This is a genomic window from Neisseria sp. 27098_8_139 (genome assembly GCF_041433195.1).
Classification (GTDB): domain Bacteria; phylum Pseudomonadota; class Gammaproteobacteria; order Burkholderiales; family Neisseriaceae; genus Neisseria; species Neisseria subflava.
Genome location: NZ_JAPWBA010000009.1, coordinates 11,187 through 32,118 on the forward strand (window position 1 = coordinate 11,187; position 20,932 = coordinate 32,118).

Annotated in this window: 20 protein-coding genes and 1 tRNA gene; 18 read left to right on the forward strand and 3 right to left on the reverse strand. The window is 47.3% G+C overall.

The window, feature by feature from the left end; genetic code table 11:
* Positions 1–132 precede the first annotated feature (132 nt).
* From dnaX to O3660_RS08565, 3 genes are all read left to right on the forward strand, one after another.
* Positions 133–2,133, forward strand: a complete 2,001-nt coding sequence (gene dnaX / locus O3660_RS08555) for a DNA polymerase III subunit gamma/tau (protein ID WP_049351597.1) — start codon at positions 133–135, stop codon at positions 2,131–2,133.
* Between the two features lie 89 nt (positions 2,134–2,222).
* Entirely contained in the window at positions 2,223–2,558 is a 336-nt protein-coding gene (locus O3660_RS08560) for a YbaB/EbfC family nucleoid-associated protein (RefSeq protein WP_003678854.1), read from the forward strand.
* A gap of 258 nt (positions 2,559–2,816) precedes the next feature.
* Positions 2,817–3,383 carry a hypothetical protein gene (locus O3660_RS08565; protein WP_049351598.1) on the forward strand — a complete coding sequence of 189 codons (567 nt, stop codon included), beginning with the start codon at positions 2,817–2,819 and terminating at the stop codon, positions 3,381–3,383.
* Between the two features lie 541 nt (positions 3,384–3,924).
* Here the strand turns inward: O3660_RS08565 and O3660_RS08570 are convergent.
* A tRNA-Asn gene (locus tag O3660_RS08570) sits at positions 3,925–4,000 on the reverse strand.
* A 139-nt stretch (positions 4,001–4,139) separates the two neighbouring features.
* Positions 4,140–4,631: a hypothetical protein gene (locus tag O3660_RS08575; protein WP_049351599.1), complete on the reverse strand. Its 492-nt coding sequence runs from the start codon at positions 4,629–4,631 to the stop codon at positions 4,140–4,142.
* A gap of 180 nt (positions 4,632–4,811) precedes the next feature.
* Here O3660_RS08575 and dapF point away from each other — a divergent pair, with 180 nt between their 5' ends.
* The 4 genes from dapF (at position 4,812) to O3660_RS08595 (ending at position 7,955) form a co-directional block, all read left to right on the forward strand.
* Positions 4,812–5,663 (forward strand): diaminopimelate epimerase, encoded by an 852-nt coding sequence (gene dapF, locus O3660_RS08580; RefSeq protein ID WP_049351600.1) that lies wholly within the window; start codon positions 4,812–4,814, stop codon positions 5,661–5,663.
* Positions 5,660–6,262, forward strand: a complete 603-nt coding sequence (locus tag O3660_RS08585; protein WP_049351601.1) for a hypothetical protein — start codon at positions 5,660–5,662, stop codon at positions 6,260–6,262. The genes dapF and O3660_RS08585 overlap by 4 nt, the downstream gene beginning before the upstream one ends.
* 105 nt (positions 6,263–6,367) lie before the next feature.
* On the forward strand, positions 6,368–7,300 hold the full coding sequence (gene cysK / locus O3660_RS08590) for a cysteine synthase A (protein ID WP_152333334.1): 933 nt from the start codon (positions 6,368–6,370) through the stop codon (positions 7,298–7,300).
* A gap of 154 nt (positions 7,301–7,454) precedes the next feature.
* Positions 7,455–7,955, forward strand: coding sequence for a membrane lipoprotein lipid attachment site-containing protein (locus O3660_RS08595; protein ID WP_371464839.1), 501 nt, complete (start codon positions 7,455–7,457; stop codon positions 7,953–7,955).
* Between the two features lie 84 nt (positions 7,956–8,039).
* Here O3660_RS08595 and O3660_RS08600 read toward each other — a convergent pair whose 3' ends face one another.
* Complete coding sequence (locus O3660_RS08600; RefSeq protein ID WP_049351603.1) at positions 8,040–8,423, reverse strand: YkvA family protein; 384 nt, start codon at positions 8,421–8,423, stop codon at positions 8,040–8,042.
* Positions 8,424–8,630: 207 nt separating this feature from the next.
* Between O3660_RS08600 and O3660_RS08605 the strand changes: the two genes are divergently transcribed.
* The 11 genes from O3660_RS08605 to O3660_RS08655 all read left to right on the forward strand — a co-directional run bounded on the left by O3660_RS08605 (position 8,631) and on the right by O3660_RS08655 (position 20,919).
* Complete coding sequence (locus tag O3660_RS08605; protein ID WP_003686206.1) at positions 8,631–8,903, forward strand: hypothetical protein; 273 nt, start codon at positions 8,631–8,633, stop codon at positions 8,901–8,903.
* A gap of 626 nt (positions 8,904–9,529) precedes the next feature.
* On the forward strand, positions 9,530–9,907 hold the full coding sequence (gene sdhC / locus O3660_RS08610) for a succinate dehydrogenase, cytochrome b556 subunit (RefSeq protein ID WP_003686156.1): 378 nt from the start codon (positions 9,530–9,532) through the stop codon (positions 9,905–9,907).
* Positions 9,901–10,242: a succinate dehydrogenase, hydrophobic membrane anchor protein gene (gene sdhD, locus O3660_RS08615; protein ID WP_003678837.1), complete on the forward strand. Its 342-nt coding sequence runs from the start codon at positions 9,901–9,903 to the stop codon at positions 10,240–10,242. The genes sdhC and sdhD overlap by 7 nt, the downstream gene beginning before the upstream one ends.
* 2 nt (positions 10,243–10,244) lie before the next feature.
* Positions 10,245–12,008: a succinate dehydrogenase flavoprotein subunit gene (sdhA, locus tag O3660_RS08620; protein ID WP_003686011.1), complete on the forward strand. Its 1,764-nt coding sequence runs from the start codon at positions 10,245–10,247 to the stop codon at positions 12,006–12,008.
* A 119-nt stretch (positions 12,009–12,127) separates the two neighbouring features.
* The gene (locus tag O3660_RS08625) at positions 12,128–12,835 is read left to right on the forward strand and encodes a succinate dehydrogenase iron-sulfur subunit (protein ID WP_002241462.1); all 708 of its coding nucleotides are present in this window, start codon (positions 12,128–12,130) and stop codon (positions 12,833–12,835) included.
* Positions 12,836–12,838: 3 nt separating this feature from the next.
* The gene (locus O3660_RS08630) at positions 12,839–13,087 is read left to right on the forward strand and encodes a succinate dehydrogenase assembly factor 2 (protein ID WP_003678830.1); all 249 of its coding nucleotides are present in this window, start codon (positions 12,839–12,841) and stop codon (positions 13,085–13,087) included.
* Positions 13,088–13,211: 124 nt separating this feature from the next.
* A complete protein-coding gene (gltA, locus tag O3660_RS08635) occupies positions 13,212–14,495 on the forward strand; it encodes a citrate synthase (RefSeq protein ID WP_003686103.1) in 1,284 nt (427 codons plus the stop codon).
* A 209-nt stretch (positions 14,496–14,704) separates the two neighbouring features.
* Entirely contained in the window at positions 14,705–17,533 is a 2,829-nt protein-coding gene (locus tag O3660_RS08640; RefSeq protein WP_371464840.1) for a 2-oxoglutarate dehydrogenase E1 component, read from the forward strand.
* A gap of 99 nt (positions 17,534–17,632) precedes the next feature.
* Positions 17,633–18,814, forward strand: coding sequence for a 2-oxoglutarate dehydrogenase complex dihydrolipoyllysine-residue succinyltransferase (gene odhB / locus O3660_RS08645; RefSeq protein WP_371464841.1), 1,182 nt, complete (start codon positions 17,633–17,635; stop codon positions 18,812–18,814).
* A 259-nt stretch (positions 18,815–19,073) separates the two neighbouring features.
* Positions 19,074–20,507 carry a dihydrolipoyl dehydrogenase gene (lpdA, locus tag O3660_RS08650; protein WP_371464842.1) on the forward strand — a complete coding sequence of 478 codons (1,434 nt, stop codon included), beginning with the start codon at positions 19,074–19,076 and terminating at the stop codon, positions 20,505–20,507.
* Positions 20,508–20,631: 124 nt separating this feature from the next.
* Positions 20,632–20,919, forward strand: a complete 288-nt coding sequence (locus tag O3660_RS08655) for a hypothetical protein (RefSeq protein WP_002242554.1) — start codon at positions 20,632–20,634, stop codon at positions 20,917–20,919.
* Positions 20,920–20,932: the final 13 nt, after the last annotated feature.

The window sequence follows — 20,932 nt, forward strand, 5'->3', positions numbered from 1 at the left end:
CTGCCAGCTTGATAGAAAATCCTTAATAAAAATCAAAAAAATGCTAGAATATATGCCATTTTCTGAGGCCGTCTGAAGAGCGGATAATTCTTTTCAGACGGCCTTCCTATTTATTTCCCGTAGAGAAACAACATGGCTTATCAAGTTCTTGCACGAAAATGGCGTCCGAAAACCTTTGCCGATTTGGTCGGTCAGGAACACGTCGTCAAAGCCCTGCGCAACGCGCTGGACGAAGGCCGTCTGCACCATGCCTATCTGCTGACAGGGACGCGCGGTGTGGGCAAGACCACGATTGCCAGGATTTTGGCCAAGAGCTTGAACTGCGAAAATGCCGTGCATGGCGAACCATGCGGTCAGTGTGAAAGCTGTACGCAAATCGACAGCGGCCGTTATGTGGATTTATTGGAAATTGACGCAGCATCGAATACCGGTATCGACAATATCCGTGAAGTGTTGGAAAACGCACAATATGCGCCTACTGCGGGTAAATACAAAGTCTATATCATCGACGAAGTGCATATGCTTTCCAAAAGCGCGTTCAATGCCATGCTGAAGACTTTGGAAGAGCCGCCTGAGCACGTTAAATTTATTTTGGCGACCACCGATCCGCACAAAGTCCCCATTACCGTATTGAGCCGTTGTCTGCAGTTTGTTTTGCGCAACATGACAACCCAGCAGGTTGCCGAGCATTTGGCACATGTCTTGGATCGTGAAAACGTTCCTTATCAGCCGCAGGCTTTGCAGCTTTTAGGACGTGCCGCCGCCGGCTCGATGCGCGATGCGTTGAGCCTTTTGGATCAGGCGATTGCCATGGGGTCGGGTAAAGTGGCCGAACAAGATGTCCGCCAAATGATCGGAGCGGTCGATAAACAATACTTGTTTGAATTGCTTGAAGGAATCATCAATCAAAACGGTGAGGCCTTGCTGGAAAAAGCTCAGGAAATGTCTGCCAGAGCGATTGGTTTTGACAGCGCATTGGCAGAATTGGCCATGCTGTTGCAACGTTTGGCTTTGATTCAAACCATTCCTTCCGCCTTAGCGAATGACGACCCTGAACGTGAAACTTTGCTGCGATTAAGTCAGGCTTTTAGTGGCGAGCAGATTCAGCTTTATTATCAATGTGCTATTCATGGCAAACAGGATTTGCCGCTGGCTCCGGACGAGTATGCCGGTTTTGTTATGACGCTTTTGCGCATGCTTGCATTTGCGCCGTTGGCCGCTTCGGGTTGTGATACGCAAAGTCAGATTGAACACACGGATTTGCATTCCGATCATCAGAAAGCTGAGGCCGAAAAAAAGCCTTTTCAGCTGCCGAAATCTGAGCCGATAGCAGCACCGGCGGTTGAGAAAGAAGCTGTTCTAAGCAAACAGGATACCGTTGAAAGGCCGTCTGAAGAAACTATTCAGTCTGCTCAACAACAGGCGGATGTACCACCTTGGGAGGAAATGCCGAGCCAAGTATCGGACGAAACGCCTCAAACAAAAACGGCGCAGATACAAGAAACTGCGGAGACATTGCCTGTTGCAAAAGTTCAGACGGCCCCTGAGCCGGAAGAATATCCGCACATGAATGAGGAAATTCCACCTCCGTATTTTGATGAAGCATATACATATGAAGATTCACACGGTGCTGATGTGATGGAAGTACCGCAGCCGGTTGAGTCTGCTGAGACTGAAGAAGAGGAGGGGGATGAAGAAGAGCTTCAGTTCGCTCCTTTGCCTGAGTTTAAAACTGAGAATTGGCACAGCATTATCGAACGCTTCGCCCGTAAATTAGGCGCGGCGCAGATGTTGGCACAAAATGCGGCATGGACAAGTTATGATGCGGAAGCAGGTTTAATCATGCTGTCGTTGACGGATGAGGCCAAAGCGACTGCCAATAAAGAGCGACTGGATAAAATCTGCCAGACGTTGAGCGAGGCATACCATCTTGGCAATTTAAGGCTGCAAACCGAGCCTTGGCAGGATGATAAAGGCTGGGAAACGCCGGTTATGCGCCGCAAACGTATTCAAGAAGAAGGGCGGCAGCAGGCGCAAGATTTGCTGGAAGCGGATACAACGGCGCAGAAAATCTTGCAAACCTTTGAAGCACAATGGCTGCCGGATTCTTTAGAGTTGGCAGGACATTCTTAAAATACTGATATACAAGGCCGTCTGAAAGGCAATAGCGTTTTCAGACGGCATGAGTGAAACCCATTTATTCAAACCCATAGGAGTAAAATATGTTCGGAAAAGCCGGATTAGGCGGCCTGATGAAACAGGCTCAACAAATGCAGGAAAACATGAAAAAGGCACAAGCCAAGCTGGCTGAAACCGAAGTTGAAGGCGAAGCAGGCAATGGTTTGGTGAAAGTTGTGATGACGTGTTCGCACGTTGTCCGCAAACTTGAAATCAGCCCTGATTTGATTCAAGAGGCCGCTGACGACAAAGAAATGTTGGAAGATTTGGTATTGGCTGCTATCAATGCCGCTTCTGAAAAAGCCGAAGAAACGACCAATAAAACCATGGGTGCATTCACCCAAGGCTTGCCTGCTGGTATGGGCGACTTCTTCCGCTAAACTCGCGCCGTAAAGCAAACAAAGGTCGTCTGAAACACCAAAAATCAGTTTCAGACGGCCTTCGTATTATCTGTTTTGCAGATTGAAATCAACATATCGGCAGTTATTCCGCCGCAGGCATATTGAGTGTTTATTGTATTCAAATCCGCTCAACCAATATTATAGTGGATTAACTTTAAACCAGTACGGCGTTGCCTCGCCTTGCCGTACTGGTTTAAAGTTAATCCACTATAAAAACCAACCGATACACCAAACAAAATGAAACCGTCCCTTTCTATCCGCTCACTTCTTTTAAGTTGTATATTCGCCGCAACAAGCACAAACAGCTTTGCCGCCGCAACCATCATTACTTCTCCGGACAAGCAGTTCAGCGTTAGAAAAGTCTGCAAACACAAAACCCAGGAATGCTCTTTCTTTGCAGGCAAAAAAGCCATCGAAAAAAATCTTCCCGAAGATAGGACAAGCTATGAATGGCTTGGCAATACCTTCGCATTAAGAACCAGCTTTGGGTCGTATGATTCCTACACTACTTTCGCCGACCGTACACACAAGCCCCATACACTTTCCTCCGTCATCGCCACCGACAGCAAAACGCAATGCGCCGTGACCGCAGATAATAAAGGTGTGTCGTTCTACTCGCTGTTCCGCGACAAACCCGTCAAATTCATTGCTGCAAACGATAAAAAATTCAGCTTCTCTCAAGATGTTGCCTCGTTGGAATCCGTCGTCGAAGCAGAGTTCAAAGGCAAGAAAGTCCACATGACTTATATGAACAAAGCCGAACGCAATGTCTCGGTCGTTTTAGACAATCCGTGTGTGAAATGATGTGTCAAGTTTGATGGACAAGGTCGTCTGAAAAGATATAGTGGATTAACTTTAAACCAGTACGGCGTTGCCTCGCCTTAGCTCAAAGAGAACGATTCTCTAAGGTGCTGAAGCACCAAGTGAATCGGTTCCGTACTATCTGTACTATCTGTACTATCTGTACTATCTGTACTATCTGTACTGTCTGTACTGTCTGTACTGTCTGTACTGTCTGTACTGTCTGTACTGTCTGTACTGTCTGTACTGTCTGTACTGTCTGTACTATCTGTACTGTCTGCGGCTTCGTCGCCTTGTCCTGATTTAAATTTAATCCACTATACCGCTTATTCAAAAGCAAAACAGCCCAAAACCTGATTGACAAAAGGTTTCGGGCTGTTTGCGCCTGTTCGCCAAACGAAGCGGGTAGGGCGCAAGGCGTGCCAGTTTGGCAGATAGAGGCCTTTGCAAAGGTCTCATGAGGATGCAGGGCTTTCTTTGGGAAAGAACAATCGTTCCTTATTGATGTAAAAAAGCCTGAACAGAAGTTCAGGCTTTTTAAATTTGGCTCCCCGACCTGGGCTCGAACCAGGGACCTGCGGATTAACAGTCCGTCGCTCTACCGACTGAGCTATCGGGGAATGGGGCGTATTATAATGGCTGGAAAAAATGTGTCAATCAATATTTTTAAGAAAATGGTGCAAAATATTTCAAATGTTTGAATGTTAAAAACATTTTGTAATCAAGTTTCACATGCTTTCCAGCCGTTTCAGACGGCCTTTAGTATTTGGCGTTAACCAATTTGCCATTTTGGAACACTTGCTGCTGCATTACCGTACCGTTGTAGGCGTAAGTGGTTAATGAGCCGTTGCTTGGCGTGGCGCGGAACTGCATCAGTTGGTTGCGGCTGAGGATGTAGGGGTCTGTGCGTTTTTGGCTGTTGTCGCTGTAAAAGTCTTGGACAACGTATTCATTGTTGCGTTTGCTGATCAGTTGGCGATGGAAGCCGCCTTTGACTGCGCTGTTGCTGGGTGTGCCGTGCGCATCAAAATAGGTCACGATTTGTTCTTCTGTGATGCGGATGCTGTCCGAATCCGTATCTTTGGTGGTTTTGGTTTTGTCCAAGCCGACAGGGATGTTGATGGATGTGCCCAAGCCGACGTGGCGGCCGATGCTGGTGCCGACGCCTAAGCCGACGGAAACGCCGGGCGTGCCGACTGTACATGCGCTGAGTGAAGCAGCCAAAAGGGCAGGTAAGAGAACTTTTTTCATAATGTGTATCCTTGTAATAAGAAATGTTTGTAATGTGGGAAGTATAGTATTTTTGCGGTGTGGCTGGTGTTAGTATTGGTAAAAGGGCGCAATGCCGTCTGAAAAACAAGATAGAAACGAATATATCATTCTGGTGTAGAATGTGCCGAAATAATGATTTAATAAGAATGTGAATGAATAATGAAAACTTTGAAATTTACGAAGATGCACGGCTTGGGCAATGATTTTATGGTGGTCAATGCCATCAATCAGGACTTTGATCCGTTGGCTGCGCCGCTTGCCCAATGGGCGGACCGTTATCGCGGCGTGGGTTTTGATCAGTTTTTGGTAGTGGAGAAGCCTTCTTCTGATGCGGTCGATTTTCGGTACCGCATTTTCAATGCCGATGGTCGGGAAGTAGAGCAGTGCGGCAATGGTGCGCGTTGTTTTGCGCGTTTTGTCGCGGATAAGGGTTTGACGGATAAAACGGAAATCTTGGTCGAAACGGCAAAAGGGATTATTGTGCCGAAGCTGTTGGATAACGGTTTGGTTACCGTCAATATGGGTAAACCGCGTTTCATGCCGTCTGAAATTCCGTTTGTGCCTGCACATGGTGAAAATAAAGATGCCTTGACACATATTGTCTTGGTCGGTTTGGAATCTGTACCGGTAAGCTGCGTGAATATGGGTAATCCGCATGCGGTGATTTTGGTGGATGATGTTGAGACTGCACCGGTAGAGCATTGGGGCGGCGCTATTGAATCGCACGAGCAGTTCCCTGAACGAGTCAATGTCGGTTTTGTGCAGGTTGAAGATGAATTGTCAGTCCGCCTGCGCGTGTTTGAACGGGGAGTGGGGGAAACTCAGGCTTGCGGCACTGGAGCGTGTGCGGCCGTGGTGGCCGGCGTGCGCAATGGCTTGCTGAAAGAGGGTGCGCCTGTGCGTGTTACTCTGCCTGGCGGCGAATTGTTTATCAGTTGGGAAGAAGGTGGCGATGTGCAAATGACCGGCCCTGCTGAAACCGTTTTTGAAGGCGAGTTGCAGTATTCATGATGGTTTCTTTGGATTTTTGGTTTGCCATCGCGTATGCTGTGGTATCGTTGGCATTTATTTTTCGCGCGCAGCGGTTTCAATGGCTTTGGGCTGCGGTGTTGTTGTGGCTGGGGATTTCGGCACTGGGCGCGCGCTTGCTGCCCGGAATGTGGGGCTTTACGCATACAGGCCCTTTGTTCATCCCTCATTTTTATCTGACAATCTCCAGTATTTTCTTCTTTATTGATGACTGCAGTAAAACGGAAGACAAAAAGTTTTGGTCGGCAGGCGAATATGCCGGTTTGACCTTATTTGCGGTTTCCAATGTCGTCATGACTTTGGCTTTTGTTTTCTTGGCAGGCGTGGTTTATTTCATCTTGCCATTGGCAGGTGCGGTTTTTGCATGGGCGGCCTTGTTGAAAATTTATGCCTTGAAACCGATTTATTGGTTTGTTTTGCAGGGCGTGTTGATGCTGGTGTTTTATCTGCACCGCGTGGTCGTGTGCAAGCAGTCGGCGGCTTTGTTTAGTACGACTCAGCTGCAAATGGGTTGGCTGGTTGCGGTTATCATGCAGGCTGTGGTTGCCATGGCTTTGATTTTTGAACGGGGCGGATATTAATTTATCCAAACTAAAAGTTATAATGAAAGAAATTTTCGATATTGGTTTTTCAGACGGCCTGAGTTTAATATGCAGGCTATATCACATCTAAATCTGGAGCAGGAAATGAAAATTGCAAATAATATTACCGAGCTGATCGGCAACACCCCTTTGGTGAAATTGAACCGTCTGACCGAGGGTTTGAAAGCGCAAATCGCCGTTAAACTTGAATTTTTCAATCCGGGCAGCAGCGTGAAAGACCGTATTGCCGAAGCCATGATTGAAGCGGCGGAGCAAGCCGGTAAAATCAATAAAGATACCGTTATCGTTGAGGCGACCAGTGGCAATACCGGTATCGGTTTGGCAATGGTATGTGCGGCCCGCGGTTATAAATTGGCGATTACTATGCCTGAAAGCATGAGTAAAGAACGCAAAATGCTGCTGCGTGCATTCGGTGCAGAGCTGATTTTGACACCGGCTGCCGAAGGTATGGCAGGCGCTATCGCTAAAGCCCAGTCTTTGGTGGACGAACATCCAGATACTTACTTTATGCCGCGCCAATTTGATAACGAGGCTAATCCTGAAGTTCACCGCAAAACTACTGCCGAAGAAATTTGGCGTGATACAGACGGCCAAGTTGATATTTTCGTGGCCGGTGTGGGTACTGGCGGCACGATTACCGGCGTGGGCGAAGTATTGAAAAAACACAAACCCGAAGTTCAAATCGTGGCTGTCGAGCCTGAAGCTTCCCCGGTATTGAGTGGTGGCGAAAAAGGCCCGCATCCGATTCAAGGTTTGGGCGCAGGCTTTATCCCCAGCGTTTTGAATACGACTATTTACGACAGCATTGTCAAAGCACCTAACGAAGCAGCGTTTGAAACTGCGCGCGCTATGGCTGAGAAAGAGGGCATTCTGGTAGGTATTTCTTCCGGTGCCGCAGTATGGAGCGCATTGCAACTGGCTAAAAAACCTGAAAACGAAGGCAAGCTGATTGTTGTCTTGTTGCCGTCGTATGGCGAACGCTATCTTTCTACGCCTCTGTTTGCCGATTTGGCATAATATAGGATTGTTGTTAAAGGGCCGTTTTCAGACGGCCTTTTTTACGTATGGGCTTGAGATATAGTATGAAATCTGTTGTAATTCAGTTAATGAGCTTTGAATACCGTTATTCAAAAGTTGGTTTCTTCAACGAATCATGCTTATAATGCGCATTATGAAAAAATATATTCTTCCTATCCTTGCTGTGGCGGTACTTGCCGGTTGTGAATCGATTTATGTTCCAACATTGAAAGAAGTGCCAGTTCGACCAACCAACGTCAAGAAACCTAAGGCTGATTCACAAGTTTCAGCTACCAGTTATCATTTGGCTCCTTCGCATTGGGCAGATGTTTCCAAGATTCATGATGAAGCACGTCGCTTGAGTACCCAAGTGAGCCAAGGTAGTCTGACCAAAGTTCAGGCTGCCCAATATTTGAACCGCTTCCGTATCCAACAAGTGGGACGCAACTCCGTCGATGACAGTATGTACGAAGTTTATCTGCGTTCTGCCGTTGACAGCCAACGTGGTGAAATTACTACCGAGCAATCCAAACAGTACATTCAAGGTGCTTTGCGTGGTTGGCAGCAACGTTGGAAAAACATGGATACCAAGCCAAGCAATCCTGCGTTTACCAACTTCCTGATGGAAGTTATGGGTATGCAGCCTTTGAAATAAAAAAGTCATAAACCGAGAAGGCCGTCTGAATATTCAGACGGCCTTCTTCTCATATTTATATATGTGTAGTCGAATTGTATCCAATTAAGAACCAAACAGCTTGTCAGCCGCTTGACGGGCTTTTTCTTGAATATCTTTGGTCAGATAGTTTTTCATCTGAGAATAAACCAATGCAATGACGGCAATGTCGTCACTGAAACCAAATGGAATCAGCAGGTCGGGAATGCTGTCGATGGGGCTGAGAAAATAAACCAGTGCACCGACAATAATCATTTTGGCCCGGTTGGGCGTGTGTTCGGATTCCCAAAGGTAATAAAGTGCATAAAGCTGTCGGACGACAGGTTTGCCCAGGCGGCCGGCAAAGCGTCCGAGTTTTTTCATAAAGCCGGATGTGTCCAAGTTTCGACGGCGGAAGGAGGGGATATAGTCTTCCGGATCGGGTGTGTTTTGATGAGGGGAATGTGTCATGATGCAGCTTCCTTATAAGGTATGGAAACATTGTTGGTGTTGTGCTGTATTTTAGTCCATCTAGAGATGGATGAAATGTCTTTGAATGTATAACTATGTAAGAGTAGTGATGATAATGCAATGGTAATAAGTTAAGAATGGCTTATGCCGCAGCAATCAAATCACTACTGCTTACCCACAAAAATAAATCGATTATATGGAGTAATCATGAATAAGAGAATAAAAATATGTCCCGCTTGTCAACAAGGCTATCTCTACCATTCAAAACCTAAATATCTTCATGATGAAATTATTCTGTGTGATGAATGCGATGCAGTATGGCTCAAAGGAGTGAATATATTTTATGGAGAATATGAAAAAGATTTTTATTCTTATGTTCCTTTCATGGAATCCCAAGGTATAACGGATGAATGTATCTGGGAAGGAGAGCTGTTCGATCATCCATATTATGAAGATGAAAACTCAAATGATATGGATTGATAGAAACTTTATATAGTGGATTAAATTTAAATCAGGACAAGGCGACGAAGCCGCAGACAGTACAGATAGTACGGAACCGATTCACTTGGTGCTTCAGAACCTTAGAGAATCGTTCTCTTTGAGCTAAGGCGAGGCAACGCCGTACTGGTTTAAAGTTAATCCACTATATCTTTTCAGACGGCCTTGTCCATCAAATTTGGCACATTATCTCACACACGGATTGTCTAAAACGACCGAGACATTGCGTTCGGCTTTGTTCATATACGTCATATGGACTTTCTTGCCTTTGAACTCTGCTTCAACGACAGATTCCTTTGTAAAGATTAGGTATCAAGAGTGAGAATTTATCTCACAATAGATACAATTCTCAAATAATAATGATGTTATCGTAAGTGCTTTGATGGGGAGATGGCTTAATTGCAGGAAAGTAACAAAAAAGGCTAGCCACGCAAAAAAAAATCTAAGAATGATTGTTTGATTTTATTAGTCTTTTGGTAAAAATCATTAGAGCATTCATAAATTGCACTGTTCAAAATGAGATAAAACAGGTAAATTATGGTTTATGTAGCTTATTGTAGTGCTGAGCTATAGGTTTTGAGTTGATAATAAATCTAGAGGAACTGACCATGTCCGCCAAATCACGCCCGGTATTTTTGGAAATTCCGAATATCCGATTGCCCATACCGGGGATTGTATCTATTCTTCACCGTATCAGCGGCGTCGGCTTGTTTGTGATGCTGCCTGTTCTCTTGTATTTCTTCTCTGGAACGCTGGATCGCGAAGCGTCGTTTGAAGCATATCGTTCTGCTATCTCCAATCCGTTTGTGAAGCTGATCCTTATCGGTCTGTTGTGGGCATATCTGCACCACTTTTTCGCCGGTATCCGCTTTCTGTTTTTGGATGTACACAAAGGCTTGGAATTAAATACTGCCCGTGCTACTGCTAAAGTTGTATTTGCTTCTGCTTTGATTCTGACTGTCGTTTTGGGAGCTTTGTTATGGTAGAACGTAAATTGACAGGTGCGCATTACGGTTTGCGCGATTGGGCAATGCAACGTGCAACTGCGGTCATCATGTTGGTGTATACCGTGGTTCTTTTGGTTGTTTTGTTTACGTTGCCTAAAGAATATTCGGCATGGCAGGCATTTTTTGATCAGACTTGGGTGAAAGTATTTACCCAAGTGAGCTTCTTGGCCGTATTCCTGCATGCATGGGTAGGTATCCGCGATTTGTGGATGGACTACATTAAGCCTTTCGGCCTGCGTTTGTTTTTACAAGTTGCCACCATCGTTTGGTTGGTAGGCTGCTTGGTGTATTCAGTTAAAGTAATTTGGGGGTAAATATGGGTTTTCCTGTTCGCAAGTTTGATGCCGTGATTGTTGGCGGTGGTGGTGCAGGTTTACGCGCAGCCCTCCAATTGTCTAAATCCGGCCTGAATTGTGCTGTTTTGTCTAAAGTGTTTCCAACCCGTTCTCATACTGTAGCAGCTCAAGGCGGTATTTCTGCTTCATTGGGTAATGTGCAGGAAGACCGTTGGGATTGGCACATGTACGATACCGTGAAAGGTTCCGACTGGTTGGGTGATCAAGATGCGATTGAATTTATGTGTCGCGCAGCGCCTGAAGCCGTAATTGAGTTGGAACACATGGGTATGCCTTTCGACCGTGTGGAAAGCGGTAAAATCTACCAACGTCCTTTCGGCGGGCACACTGCCGAACACGGTAAACGTGCGGTAGAGCGTGCATGTGCGGTTGCTGACCGTACCGGTCATGCGATGTTGCATACTTTGTACCAACAAAACGTCCGTGCCAATACACAATTCTTTGTGGAATGGACGGCGCAAGATTTGATTCGTGATGAAAACGGCGACGTAGTCGGTGTAACCGCCATGGAAATGGAAACCGGCGAAGTTTATATTTTCCATGCTAAAGCTGTGATGTTTGCTACCGGTGGCGGTGGTCGTATTTATGCTTCTTCTACCAATGCTTATATGAATACCGGTGACGGTTTGGGTATTTGTGCCCGTGCGGGTATTCCGTTGGAAGACATGGAATTCTGGCAATTCCACCCGACTGGTGTAGCCGGTGCCGGTGTATTGATTACCGAGGGTGTACGCGGTGAGGGCGGTATTCTGCTGAATGCCGACGGCGAACGCTTTATGGAACGTTACGCTCCGACTGTAAAAGACTTGGCTTCCCGTGACGTGGTTTCCCGTGCGATGGCGATGGAAATTTACGAAGGTCGCGGTTGTGGTAAAAACAAAGACCACGTTTTGCTGAAAATCGACCATATCGGCGCAGAAAAAATTATGGAAAAACTGCCGGGTATCCGCGAGATTTCCATTCAGTTTGCCGGTATCGACCCGATTAAAGACCCGATTCCTGTTGTGCCGACTACCCACTACATGATGGGCGGTATTCCGACTAACTACCATGGCGAAGTTGTCGTTCCGCAAGGTGAAGATTACGAAGTACCTGTAAAAGGTCTGTATGCGGCAGGTGAGTGCGCTTGTGCTTCCGTACACGGTGCGAACCGCTTGGGTACTAACTCCCTGTTGGACTTGGTGGTATTCGGTAAAGCTGCCGGCGACAGCATGATTAAATTCATCAAAGAGCAAAGCGACTGGAAACCTCTGCCTGCTAATGCTGGTGAATTGACCCGCCAGCGTATCGAGCGTTTGGACAACCAAACCGATGGTGAAAACGTTGATGCATTGCGTCGCGAACTGCAACGCTCCGTACAACTGCACGCCGGTGTGTTCCGTACTGATGAGATTCTGAGCAAAGGCGTTCGAGAAATCATGGCGATTGCCGAGCGCGTGAAACGTACTGAAATCAAAGACAAGAGCAAAGTGTGGAATACCGCGCGTATCGAAGCTTTGGAATTGGATAATTTGATTGAAGTAGCGAAAGCGACTTTGGTGTCTGCCGAAGCGCGTAAAGAATCGCGCGGTGCACACGCTTCAGACGACCATCCTGAGCGCGATGACGAAAACTGGATGAAACATACCCTGTATCATTCAGATACCAATACTTTGTCTTACAAACCGGTACATACCAAGCCTTTGAGCGTGGAATACATCAAACCGGCTAAGCGCGTTTATTGATGAGTTTTCAGACGGCCTTTACCTTAAAGTCCGTCTGAAACCTAACCATACCCACATTGAACTGCTTGAATTCATAATACAAAATCATTGGGCAGTTTATGAGAAAAGGAACACTTCTCATGGAAAAAATGAGTTTTGAAATTTACCGTTACAACCCGGACGTTGATGCCAAACCTTATATGCAACGTTACGAGTTGGAATTGGAACCAACCGACGTTAAGCTTTTGGATGCTTTGGTGCGCCTGAAAGCGCAAGACGATACATTGTCTTTCCGCCGTTCTTGCCGTGAAGGTATTTGCGGTTCTGACGGTATGAACATCAACGGCAAAAACGGCTTGGCATGTCTGACTGATCTGCGCGGCCTGAAACAGCCGGTTAAAATCCGTCCTCTGCCAGGCCTACCTGTTATCCGCGACCTGATTGTGGATATGACCCAATTCTTCAAACAATATCACTCCATTAAACCTTACGTTGTCAATGATAATCCTATCGATGCGGACAAAGAGCGTCTGCAAACTCAGGAAGAGCGTAAAGAGTTGGACGGTTTGTACGAATGTATTTTGTGCGCCTGCTGTTCGACTGCCTGCCCGTCATTCTGGTGGAACCCTGATAAATTTGTTGGTCCGTCTGGCTTGCTGAATGCTTACCGTTTCATTGCGGATAGCCGTGATACTATTACTAACGAGCGTTTGGATAATCTGAACGACCCATACCGTTTGTTCCGTTGCCACACTATTATGAACTGCGTAGACGTATGTCCTAAACACTTGAATCCGACCCGAGCTATCGGTAAGATTAAAGAGATTATGTTGAAACGAGCCGTTTAAGAAATGATGGTTTTTGACGATATTGCCAAACGGAAAATCCGTTTTCAAACCCGCCGGGGATTGTTGGAATTAGACTTAATCTTCGGCAGGTTTATGGAAAAAGAATTCGAGCACCTGAGTGATCAGGAGTTGTCCGAATTTTCCGAAATCCTCGAATTTCAAGACCAAGAGTTGCTTGCCTTGATTAACGGACATTCGGCGACGGACAAGAAACACCTGATTCCCATGCTTGAAAAAATCAGACAGGCATGACGTATTATAGAGCTTGTTTGCGATGCTAATCCGAACAAGCTCTTTCCATACGGAGGCCGTCTGAAAAAAAGGACCGTGCCGCTTGGGCGGCAACGAAAGCCCCAACTTACAAAGGAGTTTAAGAATGTCTAAATCAGTCAAGCTCACCACCCCGAATCAAGAGACCTTGGAACTGCCAGTATTGGAAGCAAGTATCGGCCATGATGTGGTTGATATCCGTACTTTGACTAAAAATACAGGTCTGTTTTCCTTCGACCCCGGATTCGTGTCAACTGCAAGTTGTGAATCCAAAATCACTTATATTGATGGCGATGAAGGTCTGTTGTATTACCGTGGTTATCCTATCGAGCAGCTGGCAGAAAAATCCGATTATTTGGAAGTTTGCTATCTGTTGATTTACGGCGAACTGCCTACCCCTGAACAGAAAAAAGAATTTGATGCCACAGTCAGTCGCCATACTATGCTGCATGAGCAGTTGACTTGGTTCTTCCGCGGTTTCCGTCGCGATGCGCACCCGATGGCGATGATGGTTGGCGTGGTTGGCGCTTTGTCTGCTTTCTACCAAGACAGCTTGGATATTGCCAATCCAGAGCACCGCAAAATTGCGATTTACCGCTTAATCTCCAAAATTCCGACAATTGCGGCAATGTGTTACCGTTATTCCAACGGTCTGCCGTTCAATTATCCAAAAAATAACCTTTCCTATGCTGAAAACTTCTTGCACATGATGTTTGCGACACCATGTGAAGAATACAAACCTAATCCAGTATTGGCTCGCGCGCTCGACCGCATCTTTATCTTGCATGCCGACCACGAGCAAAACGCTTCTACTTCGACTGTGCGTTTGGCCGGCTCTTCGGGCGCAAACCCATTTGCCTGTATCGCTGCCGGTATCGCCTGTCTGTGGGGTGCTTCACACGGCGGTGCAAACGAAGCTGTGTTGAAGATGCTGGATGAAATCGGCGATGTATCTAATGTTGCCGCATACATGGAAGGTGTGAAACAACGCAAATACCGCCTGATGGGCTTCGGTCACCGCGTATACCGCAATATGGACCCACGAGCCAACATCATGCGTGAAACCTGTTATGAAGTCTTGAAAGAATTAGGCTTGGAAGACAGTCCTAAATTCAAGCTGGCGATGGAATTGGAACAAATTGCACTGAAAGATCCATTCTTTGTTGAACGCAAGCTGTATCCAAACGTCGATTTCTACTCCGGTATCGTCTTGTCCGCATTGGGCATTCCAACTGAAATGTTTACCGTTATCTTCGCATTGTCGCGCAGTGTAGGTTGGATTTCTCATTGGCATGAAATGATTAGCGATCCGGCACTGAAAATCGGTCGCCCACGTCAACTGTATACCGGTGCAGAGCGTCGCGATTACGTTCCGGTAGATAAACGTTAATAGACAATATATTAATATATTGTTGAAAAGTCGTTTGAAAAAATCGAATTGCCGTTTTCAATGAGATTGGTCGTAATTAATTAAGTTGATAGCAGGTAATTTGATTTGAAATAGGGTAGAATAAAGTGTCATTTCAGACGGCCTGAATTCCGTTCGGAGAACACGGGATTCTACCCTTTGTTTATATTTTAAAGAAAAGAGCTCACGCCATGATGGACGAAAAACTCAATTTCTCTTATCTGTTTGGTTCTAATGCGCCATACATCGAGGAGTTGTATGAAAAGTTTCTGGATAATCCGGAATCTGTCGATGAAAAATGGAAACAGTACTTTACCGATTTGAGTAAACAGCCGGGCGCAGTCGCTGTCGATGTTGCCCATACACCGATTCGTGAATCATTTGCCACTTTGGCTAAAAAGAAAATTGCCGCAGCCGTCGCAGGCGGTGTGGATGAGGCAATGATGAAAAAGCAAGTCAGCGTTTTGCGACTGATTTCTGCCTATCGTATCCAAGGCGTGGGTGCAGCCCAACTTGATCCGCTCAAACGTATTCCTCCTCAAAATATCGAAGCTCTCGATCCTAAATTCCACGGTCTGTCAGATGCCGATATGGCGCTTCAGTTCAATATGGGCGAGGGCGATTTTTCCGGTCAGAGCAAACTGCCTCTTTCCCAAATCATCAGCAACCTCAAACAAACCTACTGCGGCCATATCGCGGTAGAGTACATCTACATCCCAAATACCGAAGAGCGTCGCTGGGTTCGCAATTATTTTGAAAGTGTACTGTCTACGCCAAGCTACAACGTTGAACAAAAACGCCGTATCTTGAAAGAAATGACTGCTGCCGAAACTCTGGAACGCTACCTGCATACCAAATATGTCGGCCAAAAACGCTTTGGTGTAGAAGGCGGCGAAAGTGCGATTGCCGGTTTGAACTACCTGATTCAAAATGCCGGTAAAGACGGCGTGGAAGAAGTCATCATCGGTATGGCACACCGTGGCCGTCTGAATGTTTTAGTGAATATTTTGGGCAAAAAACCCAGCGATTTGTTCGCTGAGTTTGAAGGCCGTGCCGAAATCAAATTGCCTAGTGGCGACGTGAAATACCACATGGGCTTCAGCTCCGACATTGCTACGCCACATGGCCCGATGCACGTTTCTTTGGCATTCAACCCGTCACACTTGGAAATCGTTAACCCAGTAGTGGAAGGTTCTGCGCGCGCCAAACAAAAACGTTTGGGCGAAAACGGCCGCGATAAAGTCTTGCCGGTATTGATTCATGGTGACTCTGCATTTATCGGTTTGGGTGTTAACCAAGCAACATTCAACCTGTCTAAAACACGCGGTTATACCACCGGCGGTACTGTTCACATCGTGATCAACAACCAAATCGGCTTTACGACTTCCGATACCCGCGATACCCGTTCAACCGTACACTGTACCGATATCGCGAAAATGGTTTCCGCTCCGGTTATCCATGTGAACGGCGATGATCCTGAACGCGTTTGCTTTGCCATCCAAGCTGCCTTGGATTACCGCAAAAAATTCCATAAAGACATCGTGGTCGACGTTGTCTGCTACCGTAAATGGGGCCACAACGAGGGCGATGATCCGACCTTGACCCAACCGATGATGTACAAAAAAGTATCGCAACACCCAGGTGCGCGTGCTTTGTACACCGAGCAACTGATTGCCGAAGGCGTGGTAACTCAAGCTGAGGCCGATGGTTACATCCAAGCCTATCGTGATGCTTTGGACAAAGGCGAACATGTTGAACAAACAACTTTAAGCAACTTCCAACGCACTCAAATCGACTGGAGCAAATACCAAGGCAAAGATTGGCGCGAACACATCGAAACTGGTTTGCCAGCCGCGGATATTGAGCGCCTTACCGAGAAGTTTACCGCCGTACCGGAAGGCTTTGCCCTGCATCCGACTGCAAAACGTGTGATTGAAGCGCGTAAAGCCATGGCATCTGGCAAACAAGCCATCGACTGGGGTATGGCCGAAACCTTGGCATATGCAAGCCTGCTGACTAAAGGTCATGGCGTGCGTATCTCCGGTGAGGACTCCGGCCGCGGTACATTCTCACACCGTCATGCAGTATTGCACGATCAAAAACGCGAAAAATGGGACGACGGTACTTATGTTCCTCTGCGCCATATGGGCGAAGGCATGGGCGAGTTCCTGGTTATCGACTCCATTTTGAACGAAGAGGCCGTGATGGCGTTCGAGTACGGCTTTGCCTGTTCCGCACCTGACAAACTGACCATTTGGGAAGCTCAATTCGGTGACTTCGCCAACGGCGCGCAAGTAACTATTGACCAATTCCTGTCTTCAGGTGAAACCAAATGGGGTCGTTTGTGCGGCCTGACCACCATCCTGCCGCACGGCTACGACGGTCAAGGCCCTGAGCACTCTTCTGCACGCGTAGAACGTTGGTTGCAACTGTGTTCCGAGAACAATATGCAAGTCATCATGCCGTCTGAAGCGTCGCAAATGTTCCACCTCTTGCAACGTCAAGTCTTGGGTTCATACCGCAAACCGCTGGTGATTTTCATGTCCAAACGCCTGTTGCGCTTCAAAGGTGCAATGAGCCCGCTGGAAAACTTCACCGAAGGTTCGACTTTCCGTCCGGTTATCGGCGATACCGCAGAACGTGCAAGCAATGACAGCGTGAAACGCGTGGTATTGTGTGCCGGTCAGGTTTACTATGACTTGGAAGCAGGCCGTGCCGAGCGTAAACTGGAAGATGATGTCGCTATCGTCCGCGTTGAGCAGCTGTATCCGTTCCCATACGAGGAGGTTAAAGCTGAACTGGTGAAATATCCGAACGCAAAATTTGTGGTTTGGGCACAAGAAGAGCCGAAAAACCAAGGCGCGTTCTACCAAATCCGCCACCGCATCGAAGACGTTATCAGCGAAGAGCAAAAACTGTCTTATGCCGGTCGTCCAAGCAGTGCATCGCCTGCAGTGGGCTACTCAAGCAAACACATTGCTCAATTGAAACAATTGGTTGAAGACGCTTTGGCATTGTAAACCAAGTAGCATTCCGTCTGAGTCTGCTCAGGCGGAATGCCCATATGCAGAATTAAAAACACACAACAGGCCGTCTGAAAGGGCCATTGGAGACACAAAATGATTATTGATGTAAAAGTACCTATGCTGTCTGAAAGCGTATCTGAAGGCACGCTCTTGGAATGGAAGAAAAAAGTTGGCGAAGCAGTTGCCCGTGACGAAATCCTGATCGATATCGAAACTGACAAAGTGGTTTTGGAAGTACCTTCTCCGCAAGCCGGCGTATTGGTTGAAATCGTAGCGCAAGACGGTGAAACCGTTGTTGCCGACCAAGTTTTGGCTCGCATCGATACAGCTGCTACTGCCGCTGCCGAAGCACCTGCAGCCGCTCCTGCCGAAGCAGCCCCAGTCGCCGCTCCTGCTGTTGCACAAAACAACGCCGCTATGCCTGCCGCCGCCAAACTGGCTGCCGAGACCGGTGTTGACGTGAACACATTGCAAGGTTCTGGCCGTGACGGTCGCGTATTGAAAGAAGACGTACAAAATGCCGCTGCCCAACCTGCCGCAGCCGCTGCTCCTGCTGTTGCACTTCCTGCCGGCGCGCGTCCTGAAGAACGCGTACCAATGAGCCGCCTGCGTGCCCGTGTTGCCGAACGCCTCTTGGCTTCTCAACAAGAAAACGCCATTCTGACTACATTCAACGAAGTCAACATGAAACCAATCATGGACTTGCGTGCGAAGTACAAAGATAAATTCGAGAAAGAACACGGCGTAAAACTGGGCTTTATGTCCTTCTTCGTTAAAGCCGCTGTTGCCGCCCTGAAAAAATATCCGGTTGTGAATGCTTCTGTTGACGGCAAAGACATCGTGTACCATGGCTACTTCGACATCGGTATCGCGATTGGCAGCCCACGCGGTTTGGTTGTGCCAATCCTGCGCGATGCCGACCAAATGAGCATTGCCGACATCGAACAAGCAATTGTTGATTACGCGAAAAAAGCCAAAGACGGCAAAATCGCTATCGAAGATCTGACCGGCGGTACATTCAGTATTACCAACGGCGGTACTTTCGGTTCTATGATGTCTACCCCGATCATCAACCCGCCTCAATCTGCGATTTTGGGTATGCACGCCACTAAAGAGCGCGCCGTGGTTGAAAACGGCCAAGTTGTTGTCCGTCCGATGATGTATCTGGCTCTGTCTTACGACCACCGTATCATTGACGGCCGCGAAGCTGTATTGACCTTGGTAGCCATTAGAGACGCGTTGGAAGACCCAGCTCGCCTGTTGTTGGATCTGTAATCGTTTCAGACGGCCTTTTATTTATTAATGAAAAGGCCGTCTGAATTTTTATTTAGATGTAGCGTAATGTAGTATCGTGCTACAATAGGCTCAACAAACGATTGAGGCCGTCTGAAACATTTGATTCGAATGAATCGGCAGATATGGACTTTCAGACGGCCTTTTCTTAAAACCATCAAAACGCAGTCATTCAAAATAAAAAAGAAACAAAAAGTATCGTTTTTATTTTGAGATACTGCTAAAAGCAAAGGATGACACGATGTCTCAATATGATGTAGTAGTGATTGGTGCAGGCCCGGGCGGATACGTTGCCGCCATCCGTGCCGCGCAACTGGGTTTCAAAACCGCTTGCGTTGACGCAGGCGTTAACAAAGCAGGCAATGCCCCTGCATTGGGCGGTACTTGCTTGAACGTAGGCTGTATCCCTTCCAAAGCCCTGCTGCAATCCAGCGAACATTTCCACGCTGCGCAACACGATTTTGCCGAACACGGCATCACTGTCGGCAACGTAAAATTCGACGCGGCCAAAATGATTGAGCGCAAAGATGCCATCGTGACCAAGCTGACCGGCGGCGTGAAATTCCTGTTCCAAAAAAACAAAGTAACCAGCCTGTTCGGTACTGCTTCCTTTGCCGGTAAAAATGGCGATGCTTACCAAATCGAAGTCGATAACAAAGGCGAGAAAACCGTTATTGAAGCCAAACACGTCATCGTAGCAACAGGTTCCGTACCGCGTCCGCTGCCACAAGTCGCTATCGACAATGTGAACGTATTGGACAACGAAGGTGCATTGAACCTGACCGAAGTGCCTGCCAAACTCGGCGTGATCGGTTCCGGCGTGATTGGTTTGGAAATGGGTTCCGTATGGAACCGCGTGGGTGCAGAAGTTACCATTCTTGAAGCTGCGCCGACCTTCCTGGCCGCCGCCGACCAACAAATCGCCAAAGAAGCCTTCAAATACTTCACCAAAGAGCAAGGCTTGAGCATTGAATTGGGCGTGAAAATCGGCGACATCAAATCTGAAGGCAAAGGCGTTTCCGTTGCTTACGAAACTGCTGCCGGCGAAGCCAAAACCGAAGTATTCGACAAACTGATCGTTGCCATCGGCCGTATTCCAAACACCAAAGGCCTGAACGCCGAAGCCGTAGGCTTGGAAAAAGACGAGCGCGGTTTCATCAAAGTAGATGGCGAATGCCGTACTAACCTGCCTAACGTATGGGCAATCGGCGACGTGGTTCGCGGCCCGATGTTGGCACACAAAGCCAGCGATGAAGGCGTTGCCGTTGCCGAGCGCATTGCCGGTCAAAAACCGCATATCGACTTCAACAACGTACCGTTTGTTATTTACACCGACCCTGAAATCGCTTGGGTGGGTAAAACCGAAGAGCAGCTCAAAGCCGAAGGCGTGGAGTACAAGAAAGGTACTTCAGGTTTCGGTGCAAACGGTCGCGCATTGGCAATGGGCAAAGCCAAAGGTACGGTTAAAGTGTTGGCAGATGCCAAAACCGACCGTATCTTGGGCGTACACATGATCGGTCCGGTTGTCAGCGAATTGGTTACCGAAGGCGTGACTGCGCTCGAATTCTTCGCCAGCAGCGAAGACATCGCCCGCATTATCCATGCCCACCCAACCTTGTCCGAAGTGGTTCACGAAGCTGCATTGGCGGCCGACAAACGCGCTTTGCACGGTTGATAGACATTAAGGCCGTCTGAAACTTTTCAGACGGCCTTAAGGCCTTCGACAAATTGAATGTTCCGAGAGCTTCGTTTTCTGATTTATAATTCCGTCAGACAAACACACAGCATTTACATTCATTATGAACAAAGAAATAGTCGGTATTTTCTTTATACCGGCGGGCATCATCAGCATGTGTATGGCCGCATTGTGGCAGATGTATGTGATGATGACCGAAACTTATACGCTCAACCGTTTCAAAGATAAAGAATTGGTTTGGCGCGTGGCATTGTTGTTTATCAGTTTCAGCCTTGCCGTTTATCTGCTCTGTCCGAATTCGCGTAAAAAAGGCATTGTCTTTTTTATTCTCGGGGGAGGCGGTGCAACCATGTATCTGCTGGCGCGGATGTGGTTGCCCTTCAGTAAATAGTAGGGCCGTCTGA